This window comes from Undibacterium sp. Di26W (assembly GCF_049340265.1).
Lineage (GTDB): Bacteria > Pseudomonadota > Gammaproteobacteria > Burkholderiales > Burkholderiaceae_D > Undibacterium.
In genome coordinates this window covers 79,686-95,761 of sequence record NZ_JBMPOR010000013.1, presented here as the reverse complement: position 1 = coordinate 95,761, position 16,076 = coordinate 79,686, and the positions used below count along the sequence as shown (strand labels likewise).

Annotated in this window: 13 protein-coding genes; 9 read left to right on the top strand and 4 right to left on the bottom strand. The window is 50.6% G+C overall.

Annotated elements, in window-relative coordinates:
- Nucleotides 1-81: 81 nt before the first annotated feature.
- Together ACO0LM_RS16260 and ACO0LM_RS16255 are read right to left on the bottom strand one after the other, a co-directional pair.
- Nucleotides 82-2,163: a bifunctional 2',3'-cyclic-nucleotide 2'-phosphodiesterase/3'-nucleotidase gene (locus tag ACO0LM_RS16260; protein ID WP_423038311.1), complete on the bottom strand. Its 2,082-nt coding sequence runs from the start codon at nucleotides 2,161-2,163 to the stop codon at nucleotides 82-84.
- A gap of 420 nt (nucleotides 2,164-2,583) precedes the next feature.
- Nucleotides 2,584-2,733, bottom strand: coding sequence for a hypothetical protein (locus ACO0LM_RS16255; protein ID WP_423038366.1), 150 nt, complete (start codon nucleotides 2,731-2,733; stop codon nucleotides 2,584-2,586).
- Here ACO0LM_RS16255 and ACO0LM_RS16250 point away from each other — a divergent pair.
- The gene (locus ACO0LM_RS16250) at nucleotides 2,717-3,598 is read left to right on the top strand and encodes a patatin-like phospholipase family protein (RefSeq protein ID WP_423038361.1); all 882 of its coding nucleotides are present in this window, start codon (nucleotides 2,717-2,719) and stop codon (nucleotides 3,596-3,598) included. The two genes, ACO0LM_RS16255 and ACO0LM_RS16250, sit on opposite strands and share 17 nt — an antisense overlap.
- Before the next feature lie 176 nt (nucleotides 3,599-3,774).
- Here the strand turns inward: ACO0LM_RS16250 and ACO0LM_RS16245 are convergent, their stop codons facing one another.
- The gene (locus tag ACO0LM_RS16245) at nucleotides 3,775-4,272 is read right to left on the bottom strand and encodes a C40 family peptidase (RefSeq protein WP_423038310.1); all 498 of its coding nucleotides are present in this window, start codon (nucleotides 4,270-4,272) and stop codon (nucleotides 3,775-3,777) included.
- Nucleotides 4,273-4,585: 313 nt separating this feature from the next.
- On the opposite strand from ACO0LM_RS16245, the gene ACO0LM_RS16240 reads away from it, so the two are divergent.
- From ACO0LM_RS16240 to greA, 4 genes are all read left to right on the top strand, one after another.
- Nucleotides 4,586-4,993, top strand: coding sequence for a GlcG/HbpS family heme-binding protein (locus ACO0LM_RS16240; protein ID WP_423038309.1), 408 nt, complete (start codon nucleotides 4,586-4,588; stop codon nucleotides 4,991-4,993).
- Between the two features lie 312 nt (nucleotides 4,994-5,305).
- Nucleotides 5,306-6,460, top strand: a complete 1,155-nt coding sequence (carA, locus tag ACO0LM_RS16235) for a glutamine-hydrolyzing carbamoyl-phosphate synthase small subunit (protein ID WP_423038360.1) — start codon at nucleotides 5,306-5,308, stop codon at nucleotides 6,458-6,460.
- Between the two features lie 4 nt (nucleotides 6,461-6,464).
- Entirely contained in the window at nucleotides 6,465-9,683 is a 3,219-nt protein-coding gene (carB, locus tag ACO0LM_RS16230; protein WP_422987568.1) for a carbamoyl-phosphate synthase large subunit, read from the top strand.
- Nucleotides 9,684-9,810: 127 nt separating this feature from the next.
- Nucleotides 9,811-10,287: a transcription elongation factor GreA gene (gene greA / locus ACO0LM_RS16225; protein ID WP_422987569.1), complete on the top strand. Its 477-nt coding sequence runs from the start codon at nucleotides 9,811-9,813 to the stop codon at nucleotides 10,285-10,287.
- A 179-nt stretch (nucleotides 10,288-10,466) separates the two neighbouring features.
- Here the strand turns inward: greA and yhbY are convergent, their stop codons facing one another.
- Nucleotides 10,467-10,943 (bottom strand): ribosome assembly RNA-binding protein YhbY, encoded by a 477-nt coding sequence (yhbY, locus tag ACO0LM_RS16220; protein ID WP_423038308.1) that lies wholly within the window; start codon nucleotides 10,941-10,943, stop codon nucleotides 10,467-10,469.
- A gap of 32 nt (nucleotides 10,944-10,975) precedes the next feature.
- Between yhbY and ACO0LM_RS16215 the strand changes: the two genes are divergently transcribed.
- From ACO0LM_RS16215 to glmM, 4 genes are all read left to right on the top strand, one after another.
- Entirely contained in the window at nucleotides 10,976-11,620 is a 645-nt protein-coding gene (locus ACO0LM_RS16215; protein WP_423038307.1) for an RlmE family RNA methyltransferase, read from the top strand.
- Nucleotides 11,621-11,741: 121 nt separating this feature from the next.
- Nucleotides 11,742-13,631, top strand: coding sequence for an ATP-dependent zinc metalloprotease FtsH (gene ftsH / locus ACO0LM_RS16210; RefSeq protein WP_423038306.1), 1,890 nt, complete (start codon nucleotides 11,742-11,744; stop codon nucleotides 13,629-13,631).
- A 142-nt stretch (nucleotides 13,632-13,773) separates the two neighbouring features.
- Nucleotides 13,774-14,547, top strand: coding sequence for a dihydropteroate synthase (gene folP / locus ACO0LM_RS16205; protein ID WP_423038305.1), 774 nt, complete (start codon nucleotides 13,774-13,776; stop codon nucleotides 14,545-14,547).
- A 15-nt stretch (nucleotides 14,548-14,562) separates the two neighbouring features.
- Entirely contained in the window at nucleotides 14,563-15,909 is a 1,347-nt protein-coding gene (glmM, locus tag ACO0LM_RS16200; RefSeq protein WP_423038304.1) for a phosphoglucosamine mutase, read from the top strand.
- Nucleotides 15,910-16,076: the final 167 nt, after the last annotated feature.

The window sequence follows — 16,076 nt, the reverse complement described above, 5'->3', positions numbered from 1 at the left end:
GTGCATGCTGAAAACAGCACCTCCCGTGAGGGAGGTGCATAGGACGAAACAAAGTAAAATAAAAAAACTGAACGATTTATTTTATTTACTCAAATCTATCGTGTATTTGGCAAAGCCGCTGGCGTCCAGCCCAGCTTCTGCCTTGACACGGCTCAGCCCCAGGTTTTGTGCAACGGCCAGTTTACCAGGGGCAGAACGCAAGATCACAGGGCCTTTGGTATCAACTTTAACAAAGCTCCAGCTTTGGCCCAGGCCATTGCCGGTGCTGGTGACTTTGCCCTGTTTTTTCAGGAAATCACTGACCACGGCCTGATTGGCATCCGGCGATTTGATGATGGTTTTGCTGCCATCGATACCAGGGAAATTGCCACCACCACCAGCACGATAATCATTTGTTGCGACGATGAAGTCATCGGTATCGGCGACAGCCTTGCCGGCATAAGTCAGGTTGACGATGCGTTTGCCGCCGGGCTGGGTGACGTCGATCTGGTACTTCAATGCATTGTTGTCGGCATAGAAGACATCGTAGTTGAAGATGGTTGAATACGATGGCACCAGGTCTTGCTCGGCTGTCATTGCGGGGTCGATCTGGGCAAATTGTTTGGCAGCGGTTTCCAGCCAGTTTTTCAAATCCAGTCCCTTGATTTTGACTGCCTGCAAATTGTTGTTGCCGTACAGGTAAAGGTCACCCGGATTACGTACTTGCAGGCCAAATGGTGCTGCGGGCGTGGCATTTGGCGCGACATCCGTAAAGTCGGTAGGGCCGTTACGGCCTGCCTTGAACGGCGCGCTGCATGAGATGACCGGGATGGATTTATAACTGGCTATCGTGGCATCGGTCGAATTGGCGATGAAGTTTTTCACGTACTCGATTTGTGCCTGGTTGACGATCTGGATCGCAGTCACATCACCCACCAGCGAGAAATAGGCAGACATCTGGAAATCAGTGGTCGTGCCCAATGGCTGGGTAGCATAGTTGATGGTGGCTTTGTGTTCGGTATCCACCAGCGGGGCAATGGAAGCGTCGGCGTCAACGATGGTGGTGCCATCCTTGTATTTAAAGCCGCGTGCTTCCACATTGGTCAGGTCTTTTTGTACAATCCACTTACCGCCCTGGTATTTAAGTACCATCTGTATGATACCCAGGCGGCGGCCCCAGCTTTGCGCCATGACTGCCGGCACACCGTTGACCAAACCTTTTACAGTATCAACCTGCGCAGTTGGCAATGCAGCCAGTGAAGCGTCAACGGCAGGTGCACCGACCTCTTTGCCTTTGGGGAAAATCAAATGCGCGTGACCCAGCATCAGCGCATCGATGCCAGTGGATGTCAGGTACAGGCTGCCGTTTTCCATTTTAGGGCTATACGGTGAAGCATCCAGGCCACCATGTGACAAGGCGACCACCAGATCAGCCCCTTTGCTGCGCATTTCAGGCACATATTTGTTGGCAGATTCCTGCAAGCCATTCACCATGACCTTGCCTGCCAGGTATTTCTGGTCCCAGTCCATGATTTGTGGCGGGACAAAGCCGATGATGCCGACATTGAGTTTGACGCTGATGCTGCTGCCATCCGGTTTGGTGGCGGTGAATTGCTTGCCGACGATAGAGTAGGGATTGAAGATGGGTTTCTGATTGACGGCACCTACCACATTGGACAAGACCAGCGGGAAGCTGGGTGAGCCGCAAGTGCCGGCTTTGCTGACGTCGGGCAGGCCGAAATCGGTATTGGTAATCTGGCTGAGGAAATTCAAACCATAGTTGAATTCATGATTGCCCATGCTGGCACCATCATATTTCAGCGCATTCATGACCTTGTACACGGCCATCGTGCCACTACAGGTTACCGGCGCAGCCAATGCCTGGTAATCGCCCAGCAAAGTGCCCTGGATAACGTCGCCATCATCCAGCAAGACGTTATTCGGGTTTTCGGCACGCGCGCCATTGATCAGTGCTGCGGTTCTTTCCAGGCCGAGGCTGGTATCTGCCTTCAGGCCGTAGTAGTCATAGCTGAGTATGTTCTGGTGGATATCGGTCGTTTCCAGCAGGGCGACCTTGAGTGTGGTTCCTTCTGGTACGGCATTCGGGTCAGCCACAGGATTATTGCTGCTGCAACCGGCCAGTGCTATCGCTGCAAGGGGTGGCAGCCAGGCAAATTTTTTCATACATTCTCTCTGAATAAGTATTGCATTGAATGAGCATCGCATTGAATCATCAATAGGAAAGTCGCCAGAGCTGAAGGGCTTCATTTGATACAGGCAAGGCCGACAATCCATGCATGACAAGTGCGCGATTATCATGACAAATTATGTCGATAGCATGACATACTGTTAACGTAATACTGGGTATCATGAAATAATGATATCTATTGAAAATTCACTAGTTTTTCTTTTGTCTATATATGTAACTTTAAGTCCGGCTGTAACAAGCTAACTGTATTGTGAAGGGAGTAGGTGATTGATGAATTATTTCCGTAGAGCCTGTCTACGATCTTACTAATTTTTACTGAGTGGACAGTGGGCACCGGCCTTTTGCAAATATAATCTCGCACCTGTCATGCATTTTCAATTCCGTGTTTTCGGATTTCATTTACAAAGCAAACTCATGTCGCTTTCATCTTTTTCTTTTCCTTGTACTTTGGTATCGGCAAGCACTTCTGCAAAACCTGCAAACAAGCCTGCAAGCAAGCCGATATGGAAGCGTCTGTTTTTGTCGGTGTTGCTGGTGGCTGGCATCAGTGCCTGTAACACTGCACCCCAGCAGCCTGCTCCTGTGGTGGCACCGGCGATTCCCGTTGCCAGGGCACTCAAGCCTATACGCATAGGCCTGGCGCTGGGCGGTGGTGCTGCACGTGGTTTTGCCCATATCGGCGTGATCAAGGCGCTGGAATCACAAGGCATCTTTGCAGACGTGATCGTTGGTACCAGTGCCGGTAGCGTGGTCGGTGCCATGTATGCGGCTGGCAATAACGGCTTTGCCATGCAAAAAATGGCGCTGGATATGGATGAGGCGACGATTTCTGACTGGTCCTTGCCACTGTTTTCCAAATCCAGCGGTGTGTTGAAGGGCGATGCTTTGCAGACCTATGTCAATCGCCTGGTCGTGCAGGCACCGATAGAAAAGCTGCGCAAGCCTTTTGGTGCGGTGGCAACCGATCTGGCGACCGGGCATGCGGTTCTTTTCCAGCGCGGTAACACCGGCGCTGCGGTGCGTGCGTCGTCGGCTGTTCCAGGTGTATTCCAGCCAGTAAAAATCAATGATCGCCTGTATGTGGATGGTGGCCTGGTGTCGCCGGTGCCGGTGCGCTTTGCCCGCGAAATGGGCGCCGATTTCGTGATCGCCGTGAATATTTCAGCACAACCGGAAGCGCTGGTGTCCAACAATACACTGGATGTGTTGTTGCAAACCGTCGCCATCATGGGGCAGAGCATCAATCAGTTTGAATTGAAGCAGGCAGAAATCGTCATCCGGCCAGAATTGCCAGGCATGAAGGGAAGTGATTTTGCCGGCAGAAACCTGGCGATACTGGCAGGTGAGAAAGCAGCGATGGCGATCATGCCAGAGATAAAGCAGAAAATTAAGGCGATGCAGGAACGTTGATTACAGACGGGGTTGTGCGACTTCGTTGAATTTGGTTGGTTTTTTTTGATAGGGCGGAGCAATTGCTCTGCCCTTGTTATTTGTGTGGTTGGTTTGTGAACGCGGTATGTGAACGCGATTGGTGCAAGCCGGATGATGCGTAGCAGAGGTAGTTCAGAATTCAGAATGGTGGGGGATCATTTTATTTCATTTTCATTGATGCGGCGTGCACCACTGAATCGTTTTTTCCAGTAAGCGATGTCCATGCTTTCTACACGAATCTGGCCACCGGCTGAAGGGGAGTGGATGAACTTATTGTCACCCAGGTAAATGCCTACATGTGAAAAGCCGCGCTTGAGTGTGTTATAAAAAACCAGGTCACCCGGCTGTAAATCTTTTTGTTCTATCTGTTCACCAACACGACTGATTTCTGCTGAAGTGCGGGGTAGATTGGCACCCAGTACATCCTTGAAAACATAGCGTACAAAGCCGCTGCAATCCAGGCCGTTTTCCGGGGTGTTGCCACCGCGTTTATAACGTATGCCCATCAAGTCCATCGCTTTGACAGTCAGGTCAGAAGCGCGCTGTTTGATTTCTTGCAGTTTTAAATAGGCGGTAGAAGATTCGGGGAAAGGATTGTCGGCGCTCCAGGCAGGGTTGACCGCTGCTGTGAGCAGCAATGTCGAGATAAGCACTAATTTGGCTTTCCTTGCATGTCTGGAAACGTTTGTTAGCATCTTTACACCTGGTTGGAAAAACCGTTCAACTTTAAGCGAACTCTTAAAAAATGTAAACCATTCACGAAGATTTCCGACTTGCAATTATTACCAAATGTAAATGCTGCTAATTTGATTACTGATTTGTTTATTGATTTGCATATTGATTTGCTTAATGAGATTTGTATTGGTTGCTTAATTGGTTGCTTATTCAGAAAATGGTTAAAACTGTTTGTATACCTAAGCGCAATTGCTTGGCGTACAATCCGCTGACTTTATTTGAGAGGCAATTATGCAAACAAAACCTGTGTTGACACTGGATGATGTCAAAAAAATCGCGGCCGCAGCAGAAGCGGAAGCCAAGGCGAATAACTGGCCAGTGGTCATTGCAATTGTGGATGATGGCGGCCACCTGATGTGGCTGCAACGCCTGGATGGCGTCGCACCTATTTCTTCACACATTGCCCCAGCCAAGGCGACTACCGCCGCCCTGGGCAAACGTGAATCAAAAATCTATGAAGATATTATCAATAATGGCCGTTTTTCTTTCATGCGCGCACCGAATCTGGACGGCATGCTGGAAGGCGGTGTGCCTATTTTTGCTGAAGGACACTGCATAGGTGCCGTCGGTGTTTCTGGCGTGAAATCGGCAGAAGATGCGCAGATTGCCAAGGCTGGTATCGCTGCGCTGGGCCTGTAATTCATATTGCTGGCATTCTGTTTTTGGCATTTTTTTGCTGGATTCAGATGGTGAAGAAGTAAATCTGGCCAGTCTCTGGCCTGCATATGGCAGACAATTAGCGGCGCATCAGGCATTTCTCATTTGCCTGATGCGCCGTTTCGCGCTATAATTCGAGGGTTTAACTAATCCGAAATCTCGCCGTAGCGCCTACCCAAATTCACATCGCTCCATCATCTTTCCAGGCTGCGCGGCATTTCTTGCGCGGTCAGGGAAACGACAGCTTGGTGCGTCGCAGCGGCGGTAACAATACAGGAGTTGCCCTTGCTGCCCATTCCGCAGTCCCTTCTTCGTTCCGGCCAGGACATCGCTATACTTGCTCTTGCCGATGGAAGCATTTTCACTGGATATTCGATTGGCGCTGCCGGTCAAACTATTGGTGAAGTTGTCTTCAATACTTCCATGACCGGCTATCAGGAAATTTTGACTGATCCAAGTTATAGTTCCCAAATCGTTACCCTTACGTATCCGCATATTGGTAATACTGGTGTCAATGCCGAAGATGTAGAGTCCGATAAAATCCATGCAGCCGGTTTGATCATTAAAGACCTGCCTTTGCTGGTATCGAATTTCCGTTCTGAACAAACCCTCTCTGATTACCTCAAATCCCAAAACATTGTTGCTATTGCCGGTATTGATACCCGCAAGCTGACACGTATTTTGCGTGAAAAAGGTGCGCAGGGAGGTGCCATCCTGGTTGGTGCTGATGCTGAAAAAGCCATTGCGCTGGCCAAGTCTTTCCCCGGCCTGTCTGGCATGGACCTGGCCAAGGTGGTGTCTGTCAAGCAGGCTTACAACTGGACTGAAGCTGAATGGGTACTGGGCCAAGGTTACGGTCAGTTACAAAATCCCAAATTCCACGTCGTCGCTTTTGACTTTGGTGTCAAACGCAATATCCTGCGCATGCTGGCAGAGCGCGGCTGCAAGGTCACTGTATTGCCGGCGCAATCCAGTGCTGCCGATGTGCTGGCGCTGAACCCTGATGGCGTGTTTTTGTCGAATGGTCCTGGCGACCCTGAGCCTTGCGATTACGCGATTGCTGCAGCCAGGGAATTGATAGAGAAGGGTATTCCTACCTTTGGTATCTGCCTCGGCCATCAGATCATGGCGCTGGCATCCGGTGCCAAAACCCTCAAGATGAAATTCGGTCACCACGGTGCCAATCATCCGGTACAGGATCTGGATACCAGGCAGGTATTGATCACCTCCCAAAACCACGGTTTTGCAGTCGATGCGGCGACTTTGCCAGCCAACTGCCGCGTCACCCATGTGTCTTTGTTTGATGGCTCGCTGCAAGGCTTTGCCCGTACTGATAAACCAGCTTTCTGCTTCCAGGGTCACCCTGAAGCCTCACCAGGGCCGCATGATATTGCTTACCTGTTTGATCGCTTCACCGCGATGATGGCCAAGGCAAAGACAGGAGAATAATAGAATGCCAAAACGTAACGACATAAAAAGTATTTTGATTATCGGCGCTGGTCCCATCATCATTGGCCAGGCTTGCGAATTCGATTATTCCGGCGCACAGGCGTGCAAGGCCTTGCGTGAAGAAGGTTACCGCGTGATTTTGGTCAACAGCAATCCGGCCACCATCATGACTGATCCAGAAATGGCCGATGTGACTTACATCGAACCTATCACCTGGCAAGTCGTTGAACGCATTATCGATAAAGAAAAACCGGATGCGATCTTGCCAACCATGGGTGGCCAGACTGCCTTGAACTGCGCTCTCGATCTGCATCGTAATGGCGTGCTGACCAAATACAATTGCGAATTGATCGGCGCTTCCCCCGAAGCCATCGACAAGGCCGAAGACCGTTTGAAATTCAAGAATGCCATGACCAAGATCGGTCTGGGTTCGGCGCGCTCTGGTGTTGCCCATACTATGGATGAAGCCTGGGTTGTGCAAAAGGATGTCGGCTTCCCGGTCATCATTCGCCCCTCTTTCACGATGGGTGGTACGGGCGGCGGTATTGCCTACAACCCGGAAGAGTTTGAGACGATTTGCAAACGCGGTCTGGAAGCATCACCTACCAATGAGCTGCTGATTGAAGAATCGCTGATAGGCTGGAAAGAATATGAGATGGAAGTCGTGCGCGACAAGGCCGACAACTGCATCATCGTCTGCTCCATCGAAAATCTGGACCCTATGGGTGTGCACACCGGTGACTCCATCACGGTGGCACCGGCACAGACACTGACCGATAAAGAATACCAGATCATGCGTAATGCCTCGTTGGCAGTGCTGCGTGAAATTGGTGTGGATACGGGTGGTTCCAACGTCCAGTTTTCCATCAACCCTGCGGATGGCCGCATGATCGTCATCGAGATGAATCCGCGTGTATCGCGTTCATCTGCACTGGCATCGAAAGCGACCGGTTTCCCTATCGCCAAGATCGCTGCCAAGCTGGCGGTTGGCTTTACGCTGGATGAATTGCGCAATGAAATTACTGGCGGTGCTACGCCTGCTTCTTTCGAGCCTTCGATTGATTACGTCGTCACCAAGATACCGCGTTTCGCATTCGAAAAATTCCCGCAGGCAGATAACCGCCTGACGACACAGATGAAATCTGTCGGTGAAGTGATGGCGATTGGCCGCACCTTCCAGGAATCTTTCCAGAAAGCCCTGCGTGGCCTGGAAGTTGGCGTCGACGGCATGAATGAAAAAACCCAGGATAGAGAGATACTGGAAAAAGAACTGGGTGAGCCTGGCCCGGATCGTATCTGGTATGTTGGTGATGCTTTTGCCCAGGGCTTTACGCTGGAAGAAGTGCATCAACTGACGCATATCGATCCATGGTTCCTGGTGCAGATCAAGGACATCGTGGATATCGAATTGTGGCTGGATGAACAGTCACTCGACAGCGTCGATAAAGCGCTGATGCTGCAACTGAAGCAAAAAGGTTTCTCGGACCGTCGCCTGGCAAAACTGTTGAAAACCACTGACACGGCCATCCGCGAAAAGCGTAAGGCCTTGAATGTGCGCCCTGTCTACAAACGTGTTGATACTTGCGCCGGTGAATTCGCCACGAATACCGCCTACATGTATTCGACCTATGAAGAAGAGTGCGAATCGAACCCTACCGACAAGAAAAAAATCATGGTATTGGGCGGTGGCCCTAACCGTATCGGCCAGGGTATTGAATTTGATTATTGCTGCGTACACGCAGCATTTGCGATGCGCGAAGATGGCTATGAAACCATCATGGTCAACTGCAATCCTGAAACCGTTTCTACCGATTACGATACGTCCGACCGTCTGTATTTTGAACCGCTGACGCTGGAAGACGTACTGGAAATCGTCGATAAAGAAAAGCCAGTCGGCGTCATCGTGCAATATGGCGGGCAGACACCTTTGAAACTGGCACTGGACCTGGAAGCGAATGGCGTGCCTATCATTGGTACGTCGCCAGACATGATCGATGCTGCAGAAGACCGCGAACGTTTCCAGAAGATGTTGCAAGAACTGGGTTTGCGTCAGCCACCTAACCGTACTGCACGTACCGAAACTGACGCGCTGGCACTGGCACAAGAAATCGGCTATCCGCTGGTGGTACGTCCATCGTATGTTCTGGGTGGCCGTGCGATGGAAATCGTGCATGAACAGCGTGATCTGGAGCGTTACATGCGTGAAGCCGTCAAGGTGTCGCATGATTCACCAGTCTTGCTGGATCGCTTCCTGAATGATGCGATTGAAGTTGACGTCGATTGCCTGTCTGACGGCAAGCGTACCTTCATCGGTGGCGTCATGGAACATATTGAACAGGCTGGTGTGCACTCGGGTGACTCTGCATGTTCCTTGCCGCCTTATTCCCTGTCGCAAGAAACCATTGCTGAACTCAAGCGCCAGACTGCGCTGATGGCAAAAGGTTTGAATGTCGTCGGCCTGATGAATGTGCAGTTTGCGATTCAGCAGCAAGATGGCAAAGATGTCGTGTTTGTGCTGGAAGTGAACCCGCGTGCGTCGCGTACCGTGCCATATGTATCCAAGGCTACAGGTTTGCAACTGGCGAAAATTGCCGCCCGTTGCATGGTCGGCCAATCGCTTGATTCACAAGGTATAGGCGCAGAAGTGGTGCCGCCTTACTTCAGTGTCAAGGAAGCAGTATTCCCGTTTGTGAAGTTCCCCGGCGTTGATACCATTCTTGGTCCTGAAATGAAATCGACCGGTGAAGTCATGGGCGTGGGCAAGACCTTTGGTGAAGCCTTCGTGAAATCACAACTGGGTGCCGGCGTGAAATTGCCGACTTCCGGTAAGGTATTCCTGAGCATCAAGAACAGCGACAAACCACGTGGCGTGAAAGTGGCCCGTGATCTGGTGGAAATGGGCTTCTCCATTGTTGCCACACGCGGTACGGCAACGGCGATAGCGGCGGAAGGCATTCCGGTATCCATCGTGAACAAGGTTGTTGAAGGTCGCCCACACGTGGTGGATATGATCAAAAACAATGAAATCGCCCTGGTGATCAATACGGTGGAAGAAAAGCGCAATGCCATTACCGATTCGCGCGCTATCCGTACCTCAGCATTGATTGCTCGTGCAACAACATTCACGACTATCGCTGGCGCAGAAGCAGCGGTGGAGGGGATGCGTCACCTCAATGAAATGCATGTTTATGATTTACAAGGTCTGCATAAAACCTTAAACTGATAGAAATAACAGTAGCTCTGGCCCAAGGGTAGAGCTACTTGAACTTCGATACAGAGGTCACAAATGGCATCGGCAATGCTGGTGTCTGATGTGGCCTCTGTATTTTACTTTTATAAGCGTGAATGCCATGAGTACAGTACCTATCACCAAGTTCGGCGCAGAATTGCTGAAGCAAGAATTGCATAAGCTGAAAACCAAAGAACGTCCGGAAGTGATCAATGCGATTGCCGAAGCACGTGCCCAGGGCGATTTGTCTGAAAATGCTGAATACGACGCTGCCAAAGAGCGCCAGTCTTTTATCGAAGGCCGCATTGCTGAACTGGAAGGGAAATTGGGTTCTGCACAGATTATCGACCCAACTACGCTGGATGCAGAAGGCCGTGTGGTATTTGGCTCTACCGTGCACCTGGAAGACCTGGAAACTTCGCAAAAGGTCAGTTACCAGATCGTTGGTGAAGATGAAGCCGATTTGAAATTGAGTAAAGTATCCATCACATCACCGATAGCGCGTGCGCTGATCGGTAAATATGCTGGCGATGTCGTCGGCGTGCAGGCACCAGCTGGTGTGCGTGAATATGAAGTACTGGATGTGATGTACGTGTAATACAGGTACAGAATGGTCGCACTGGCAAACTGGTGCGACTGTTTAAATAATGACAGGCTGTTGCTGCTATTTGTCTGTCACTGCGGTGTGTCTGTCACCCGGCCTGACAAAGACAGGGCCGGGTTGAAAACCTCTACACGGCTGTGGTGCGCATGACCAGCAAGACAGCCAGCGGAAATTTAGTTGTTTCCAAGAGATGCTTTTTTGGCACTGGACTGACGTGGTTTCGCACGTTTGACATTGCCGCCCTGGGTGACGCGTTCGTTACCCTTGACCATCACTTTTGAAACGGTAGGTTTTTTCGTACCGCTGGGGCTAGGCTTGACGATCGTGACTTCGCGCATGCCTTTGCCTTTTTTGACTAATTTGGTTTCTTTCGTACCTTCCAGTTTTGGACGGTAAATCACCAAAAGTTTTCCGATATGCTGTACTTGAGCAGCTTTCAGCTCGGTGCAGATGGTATCGTACATGCCTACACGTGCTTCACGATCATCGCCAAACACGCGTACTTTGATTAAGCCATGAGAATTCAGGCCGGAATCGATTTCCTTGATGACGGCAGGAGTCAATCCAGCTTCGCCTACGATAACGATAGGTTTCAGTGCGTGTGCTTCAGACCGGAGTTCGCTCTTTTCGGCGGGCGTAAGTTTTAACATAGTAATTCCTTTAAAAGCAGTATTTTACGCGAATGGCAAAGAATAAATTCAATCAAAATTGGGTTCACGACCATATTAACGACCCTTATGTGAAACTTGCACAAAAGGAAGGCTACCGCGCACGCGCAGTTTATAAGCTAAAAGAAATAGATGAATCAGAAAAATTGATACGTCCGGGCCACATTATCGTCGATCTGGGCGCGACGCCAGGTAGTTGGTCACAGTATGCACGCAACAAACTGGCTGGCAAAGAGGGCGGTGGCATCGTCGGTGAAATTTTTGCCCTGGACCTGCTCCCCATGGAACCTATCGCCGACGTGCAATTCATGCAAGGCGATTTCCGTGAAGATGAAGTGTTAAATTTGCTGGAATCGAAGCTGATCGGCCGCAAAGTGGACTTGGTATTGTCGGATATGGCCCCAAATCTGACTGGTAATTCGACTGTGGATGCAGCGCGGGTCGAATATATTATCGAATTGGCAGTCACTTTTGCCAAAGCACACCTGAAACCGGGTGGGGCTTTGTTGGTGAAATGCTTCCATGGTCCCAGCTATAACAACATCGTCACGCTTTTTAAAAATGAGTTTAAGACCGTTGTTAACAAGAAGCCGAAAGCCAGTAAAGACAAGTCTTCCGAGATATTTTTGCTCGGACGGGGCCTGAAGAACCCGGATTAATGCATTTACCTCTTGATAATCATCAATACCGCCAACATATGTTGGCTAGCAAGCTCTATCCATTACGGGTAGAATGACCGTTTACAGTATCAAATGGCGCACCTGCGTTCAAGGAGTTCTCGTGAATAATATGTTTTCAAAAGCTGCTATATGGGTTGTAGTTGCCCTGGTGCTTTTCATGCTTTTCAAGCAGATTGATGGAAAAAGTATCGGTGCCGGTGTGACCTTGATACCGTATTCTGAGTTCTTGGACGAAGTTAAATCCAAGCATATCAAAGAAGCGACGATTGATGATGCCAACCGTACCGTGGTAGCGACCACCAATGACGGTAAAAAAATCAAATCACAACTGACCATTTTTGATCGTGGCCTGGTGGGTGATCTGGTTAATAATGGTATTAAATTTGATAATAAACCGCCGGAAGAACAATCCTTCCTGCAGCAGATTTTCATTTCCTGGTTCCCGATGCTGTTGTTGATCGGTATCTGGATATTCTTCATGCGCCAGATGCAGGGTGGCGGTAAAGGCGGCGCTTTCTCCTTTGGCAAGTCCAAGGCAAGAATGCTGGACGATACCAATAACAATGTCACGTTTGGTGATGTTGCCGGTTGCGATGAAGCCAAGGAAGAAGTGTCGGAAATCGTTGATTTCCTGCGTGATCCTACCAAATTCCAAAAACTGGGTGGCCGTATTCCTCGCGGTGTGCTGATGGTTGGTCCTCCAGGCACTGGTAAAACTCTGCTGGCGCGTGCGATTGCCGGTGAAGCGAAAGTACCGTTTTTCACAATCTCGGGTTCTGATTTCGTTGAAATGTTTGTCGGCGTGGGTGCTTCCCGCGTTCGCGACATGTTTGAAAACGCCAAAAAACACGCGCCTTGCATTATCTTTATTGATGAGATTGATGCTGTTGGTCGTCATCGCGGTGCCGGTATGGGCGGCGGTAATGATGAGCGTGAACAGACTTTGAACCAGATGCTGGTTGAGATGGATGGTTTTGAAGCGAATTCTGGTGTCATCGTCATCGCCGCAACCAACCGTGCCGACGTACTGGATAAAGCCCTGTTGCGCCCAGGCCGTTTTGACCGTCAGGTATCTGTCGGTTTGCCGGATATCCGTGGCCGCGAACAGATCTTGAATGTGCATATGCGTAAAGTGCCTATTTCTGCTGACGTCAAGGCAGATATCCTGGCACGTGGTACGCCTGGTTTTTCTGGTGCCGATCTGGCCAATCTGGTCAATGAGTCAGCTTTGTTTGCCGCGAGACGTAACAAGCGTCTGGTCGAAATGATAGATTTTGAAGATGCCAAAGACAAAATCTTCATGGGTCCGGAACGCAAATCCATGGTCATGCGTGAAGATGAACGCAGGAACACTGCCTATCACGAGTCCGGTCATGCAGTGGTGGCCAAGTTGCTGCCCAAGGCTGACCCTGTGCATAAAGTCACCATCATGCCACGCGGTTTTGCCTTGGGGTTGACCTGGCAGTTGCCGGAACATGATCATCTCAGTGGTTACAAAGACAAAATGCTGGAAGAGATTTCCATCCTGTTCGGTGGCCGTATTGCAGAAGAAATCTTTGTAGGCCAAATGTCTACGGGCGCATCGAATGACTTTTCCCGTGCGACCAAATTGGCACGCTCCATGGTGACACGCTTCGGCATGTCTGACAGCATGGGTGTTATGGTGTATGAGGACAGTCAGAGCGAAGGTTATTTTGGCGGTCCATCGAAAACCATTTCCGAAGCGACACAGCAAAAAGTGGATGCTGAAATCCGTAATATCCTGGATACACAATATGCATTGGCACGCAAGATGCTGGAAGAAAACCGCGACAAAGTAGAAGCCATGACCAAGGCCTTGCTGGAATGGGAAACCATTGATTCAGACCAGGTCAATGACATCATGAACGGTGTTGATCCACGCCCACCAAAACAGGGGCAGACGAATGCACGTTCATCGTCAGATAACTCGTCTGGTGGCATTTCAGCAAATGCAGCAGCACCAGCCTGATCAGGTTTTGAATCAATAAATTAAGTAATAAATTAAGTAAGGGTGGGGTAAATCCTCACCCTTAGTTTTTTAAAAAATGAAATATTTCCAATGTGGGCGTTATCGCTTCCCTTTAGCGGGGGCGCAATCCCGGACCCTGGTGATGGGCATCCTCAATATCACGCCAGATTCATTTTCTGACGGCGGTAAATACATGGATCTGGAAAGCGCGATCATTCGTGCTGAACAGATGATAGAAGATGGTGTGGATATCCTCGATATCGGTGGAGAATCCAGCCGCCCCGGCTCTGTGCCACTGTCTCTGGACGAAGAACTGAGCCGTGTCATGCCCGTCATCTATGCCCTGCGTGATTGCGGCAAGCCCTTGTCTATTGATACCTATAAACCGCAAGTCATGCGCGAAGCCCTGCTGGCAGGGGCCGACATGATCAACGATATACAGGGATTTCGTAGCGCAGAAGCGCTTGCCGCCGTGGCTGAAAGTGATGCCGGTCTGTGCGTCATGCATATGCAGAATCAACCGGCTGACATGCAGTTGAAGCCAGACTACGAGAATGTCAATCAGGAAGTCTTGCAGTTCCTGAAAGCCAGGGTGGAAGCGCTGGAACAGGCCCAGGTTGAACGGCAGCGTATCTGTCTTGATCCAGGTTTTGGTTTTGGTAAAACTTTGGATCATAATGTATCCATGTTCAAGCAACTCCAGGCCTTGCAGGCGGACATGGATTTGCCTTTGCTGGTGGGTGTGTCACGCAAATCCATGCTTGGTGCCTTGACCGGGCGTGAAGCGCCAGGCAGATTGGCTGGCAGCCTGGCGGCAGCGCTGGCGGCAAAACAGCGTGGTGCCTGCATAGTGCGGGTACATGATGTGGCAGAAACCGTAGATGCGTTCAAAGTCTGGGACGCTTTGTCCAATTAAAAAAGAAAAAATACAATGAGCAGAAAATATTTTGGTACAGATGGCATACGCGGCAAAGTAGGGCAGGCACCGATCACGCCAGATTTCGTCATGCGGCTGGGTTTTGCTGCCGGCAAGGTGTTGGCACAGGCAGACGCCAGCGGTGATACCCGCCCCACCGTGTTGATAGGCAAGGACACGCGCATTTCCGGCTACTTGCTGGAAGCCTCGCTGGAAGCAGGTTTTGCCGCTGCCGGGGTAGATGTCATGCTGTCTGGCCCGGCACCGACACCGGCGGTTGCTTACCTGACACGTGCATTGCGCTTGTCGGCTGGTGTAGTCATATCCGCCTCGCACAATCCTTTTGACGACAATGGCATCAAGTTTTTTTCCGCTACGGGCAACAAGCTGCCGGATGAAGTGGAGCTGGCGATTGAACAAGAGCTGGAACGCCCCATGCAATGCGTGAGTTCAGACCGCCTCGGCAAGGCGCGCCGGCTGAGTGATGCAAATGGCCGGTATATAGAGTTTTGCAAGAGCACCTTCCCGAACGAGCTGGATTTGCGCGGCCTGAAAATCGTGGTCGATTGTGCCCATGGCGCTGCCTATGACATTGCGCCACATGTATTCCATGAACTGGGTGCCGAAGTGATAGCCATCGGCAATCAGCCTAATGGCCTGAATATCAATGATGGTGTTGGTGCCACCGCCCCCGATGCACTGGCGATGGCAGTGCGGGCCAACCATGCTGACCTGGGCATTGCACTGGATGGTGATGCTGACCGGTTGTTGATGGTAGACCAGCATGGCAAGATCTACAATGGGGATCAACTGCTATACCTGATGGTGCTCGATCGCATGGCGATAGGCAGTGTGCAGGGTGTGGTAGGCACGTTGATGACCAATATGGCGGTAGAAGTCGCCTTCCAGAAAATGGGCGTGGGCTTTGTGCGCGCCAAAGTCGGCGACCGTTACGTGCTGGAACAAATGCAGGAACGTGGCTGGCTGTTGGGCGGTGAAGGCTCTGGCCATCTCTTGTGTCTGGACAAACATACGACCGGTGACGGTATTGTTTCGGCATTGCAAGTTCTGTCGGCATTAAGACGCAATGGTAAAAGCCTGGATCAATGCTTTGATGAACTGACCCTGTTCCCCCAGACATTGCTGAACATCAAAGTACCGGCAGGCTTTGATTGGCAAAAGAATGACAAGCTAATGGCTGAAAAACAGAAAGTCGAAGCCGAATTGGGCAACACCGGCCGCGTGCTGATACGCGCATCCGGCACCGAGCCCCTGGTGCGCGTTATGGTGGAAGCAGCCGACGGTGATATGGCAGCAAGCACCGCCCGTCGCCTGGCCGATTGCATTTCTGTCGCCATCTAGGGCATTCGGTACAAAATCATGGAGAAATTCAGGTGATGACAGGTATTCATTCTTGAATCTGACTGCGATACCATGTACTATTCAGCCTTCAGTTTTTGACCATCTGGTTTTAGCTGCAGGCTGATGTAAAATCAGTATAAGCGGCATAAGCGGCATAAGCGGCAGCT

Coding starts and splice junctions, on each gene's coding strand:
- ACO0LM_RS16260 (WP_423038311.1), bottom strand. CDS start 2,163: ATGAAAAAATTTGCCTGGCTGCCACCCCTTGCAGCGATAGCACTGGCC.
- ACO0LM_RS16255 (WP_423038366.1), bottom strand. CDS start 2,733: ATGCCAGCCACCAGCAACACCGACAAAAACAGACGCTTCCATATCGGC.
- ACO0LM_RS16240 (WP_423038309.1), top strand. CDS start 4,586: ATGCAAACAAAACCTGTGTTGACACTGGATGATGTCAAAAAAATCGCG.
- carB (WP_422987568.1), top strand. CDS start 6,465: ATGCCAAAACGTAACGACATAAAAAGTATTTTGATTATCGGCGCTGGT.
- greA (WP_422987569.1), top strand. CDS start 9,811: ATGAGTACAGTACCTATCACCAAGTTCGGCGCAGAATTGCTGAAGCAA.
- yhbY (WP_423038308.1), bottom strand. CDS start 10,943: ATGTTAAAACTTACGCCCGCCGAAAAGAGCGAACTCCGGTCTGAAGCA.
- ACO0LM_RS16215 (WP_423038307.1), top strand. CDS start 10,976: ATGGCAAAGAATAAATTCAATCAAAATTGGGTTCACGACCATATTAAC.
- folP (WP_423038305.1), top strand. CDS start 13,774: ATGGGCATCCTCAATATCACGCCAGATTCATTTTCTGACGGCGGTAAA.
- glmM (WP_423038304.1), top strand. CDS start 14,563: ATGAGCAGAAAATATTTTGGTACAGATGGCATACGCGGCAAAGTAGGG.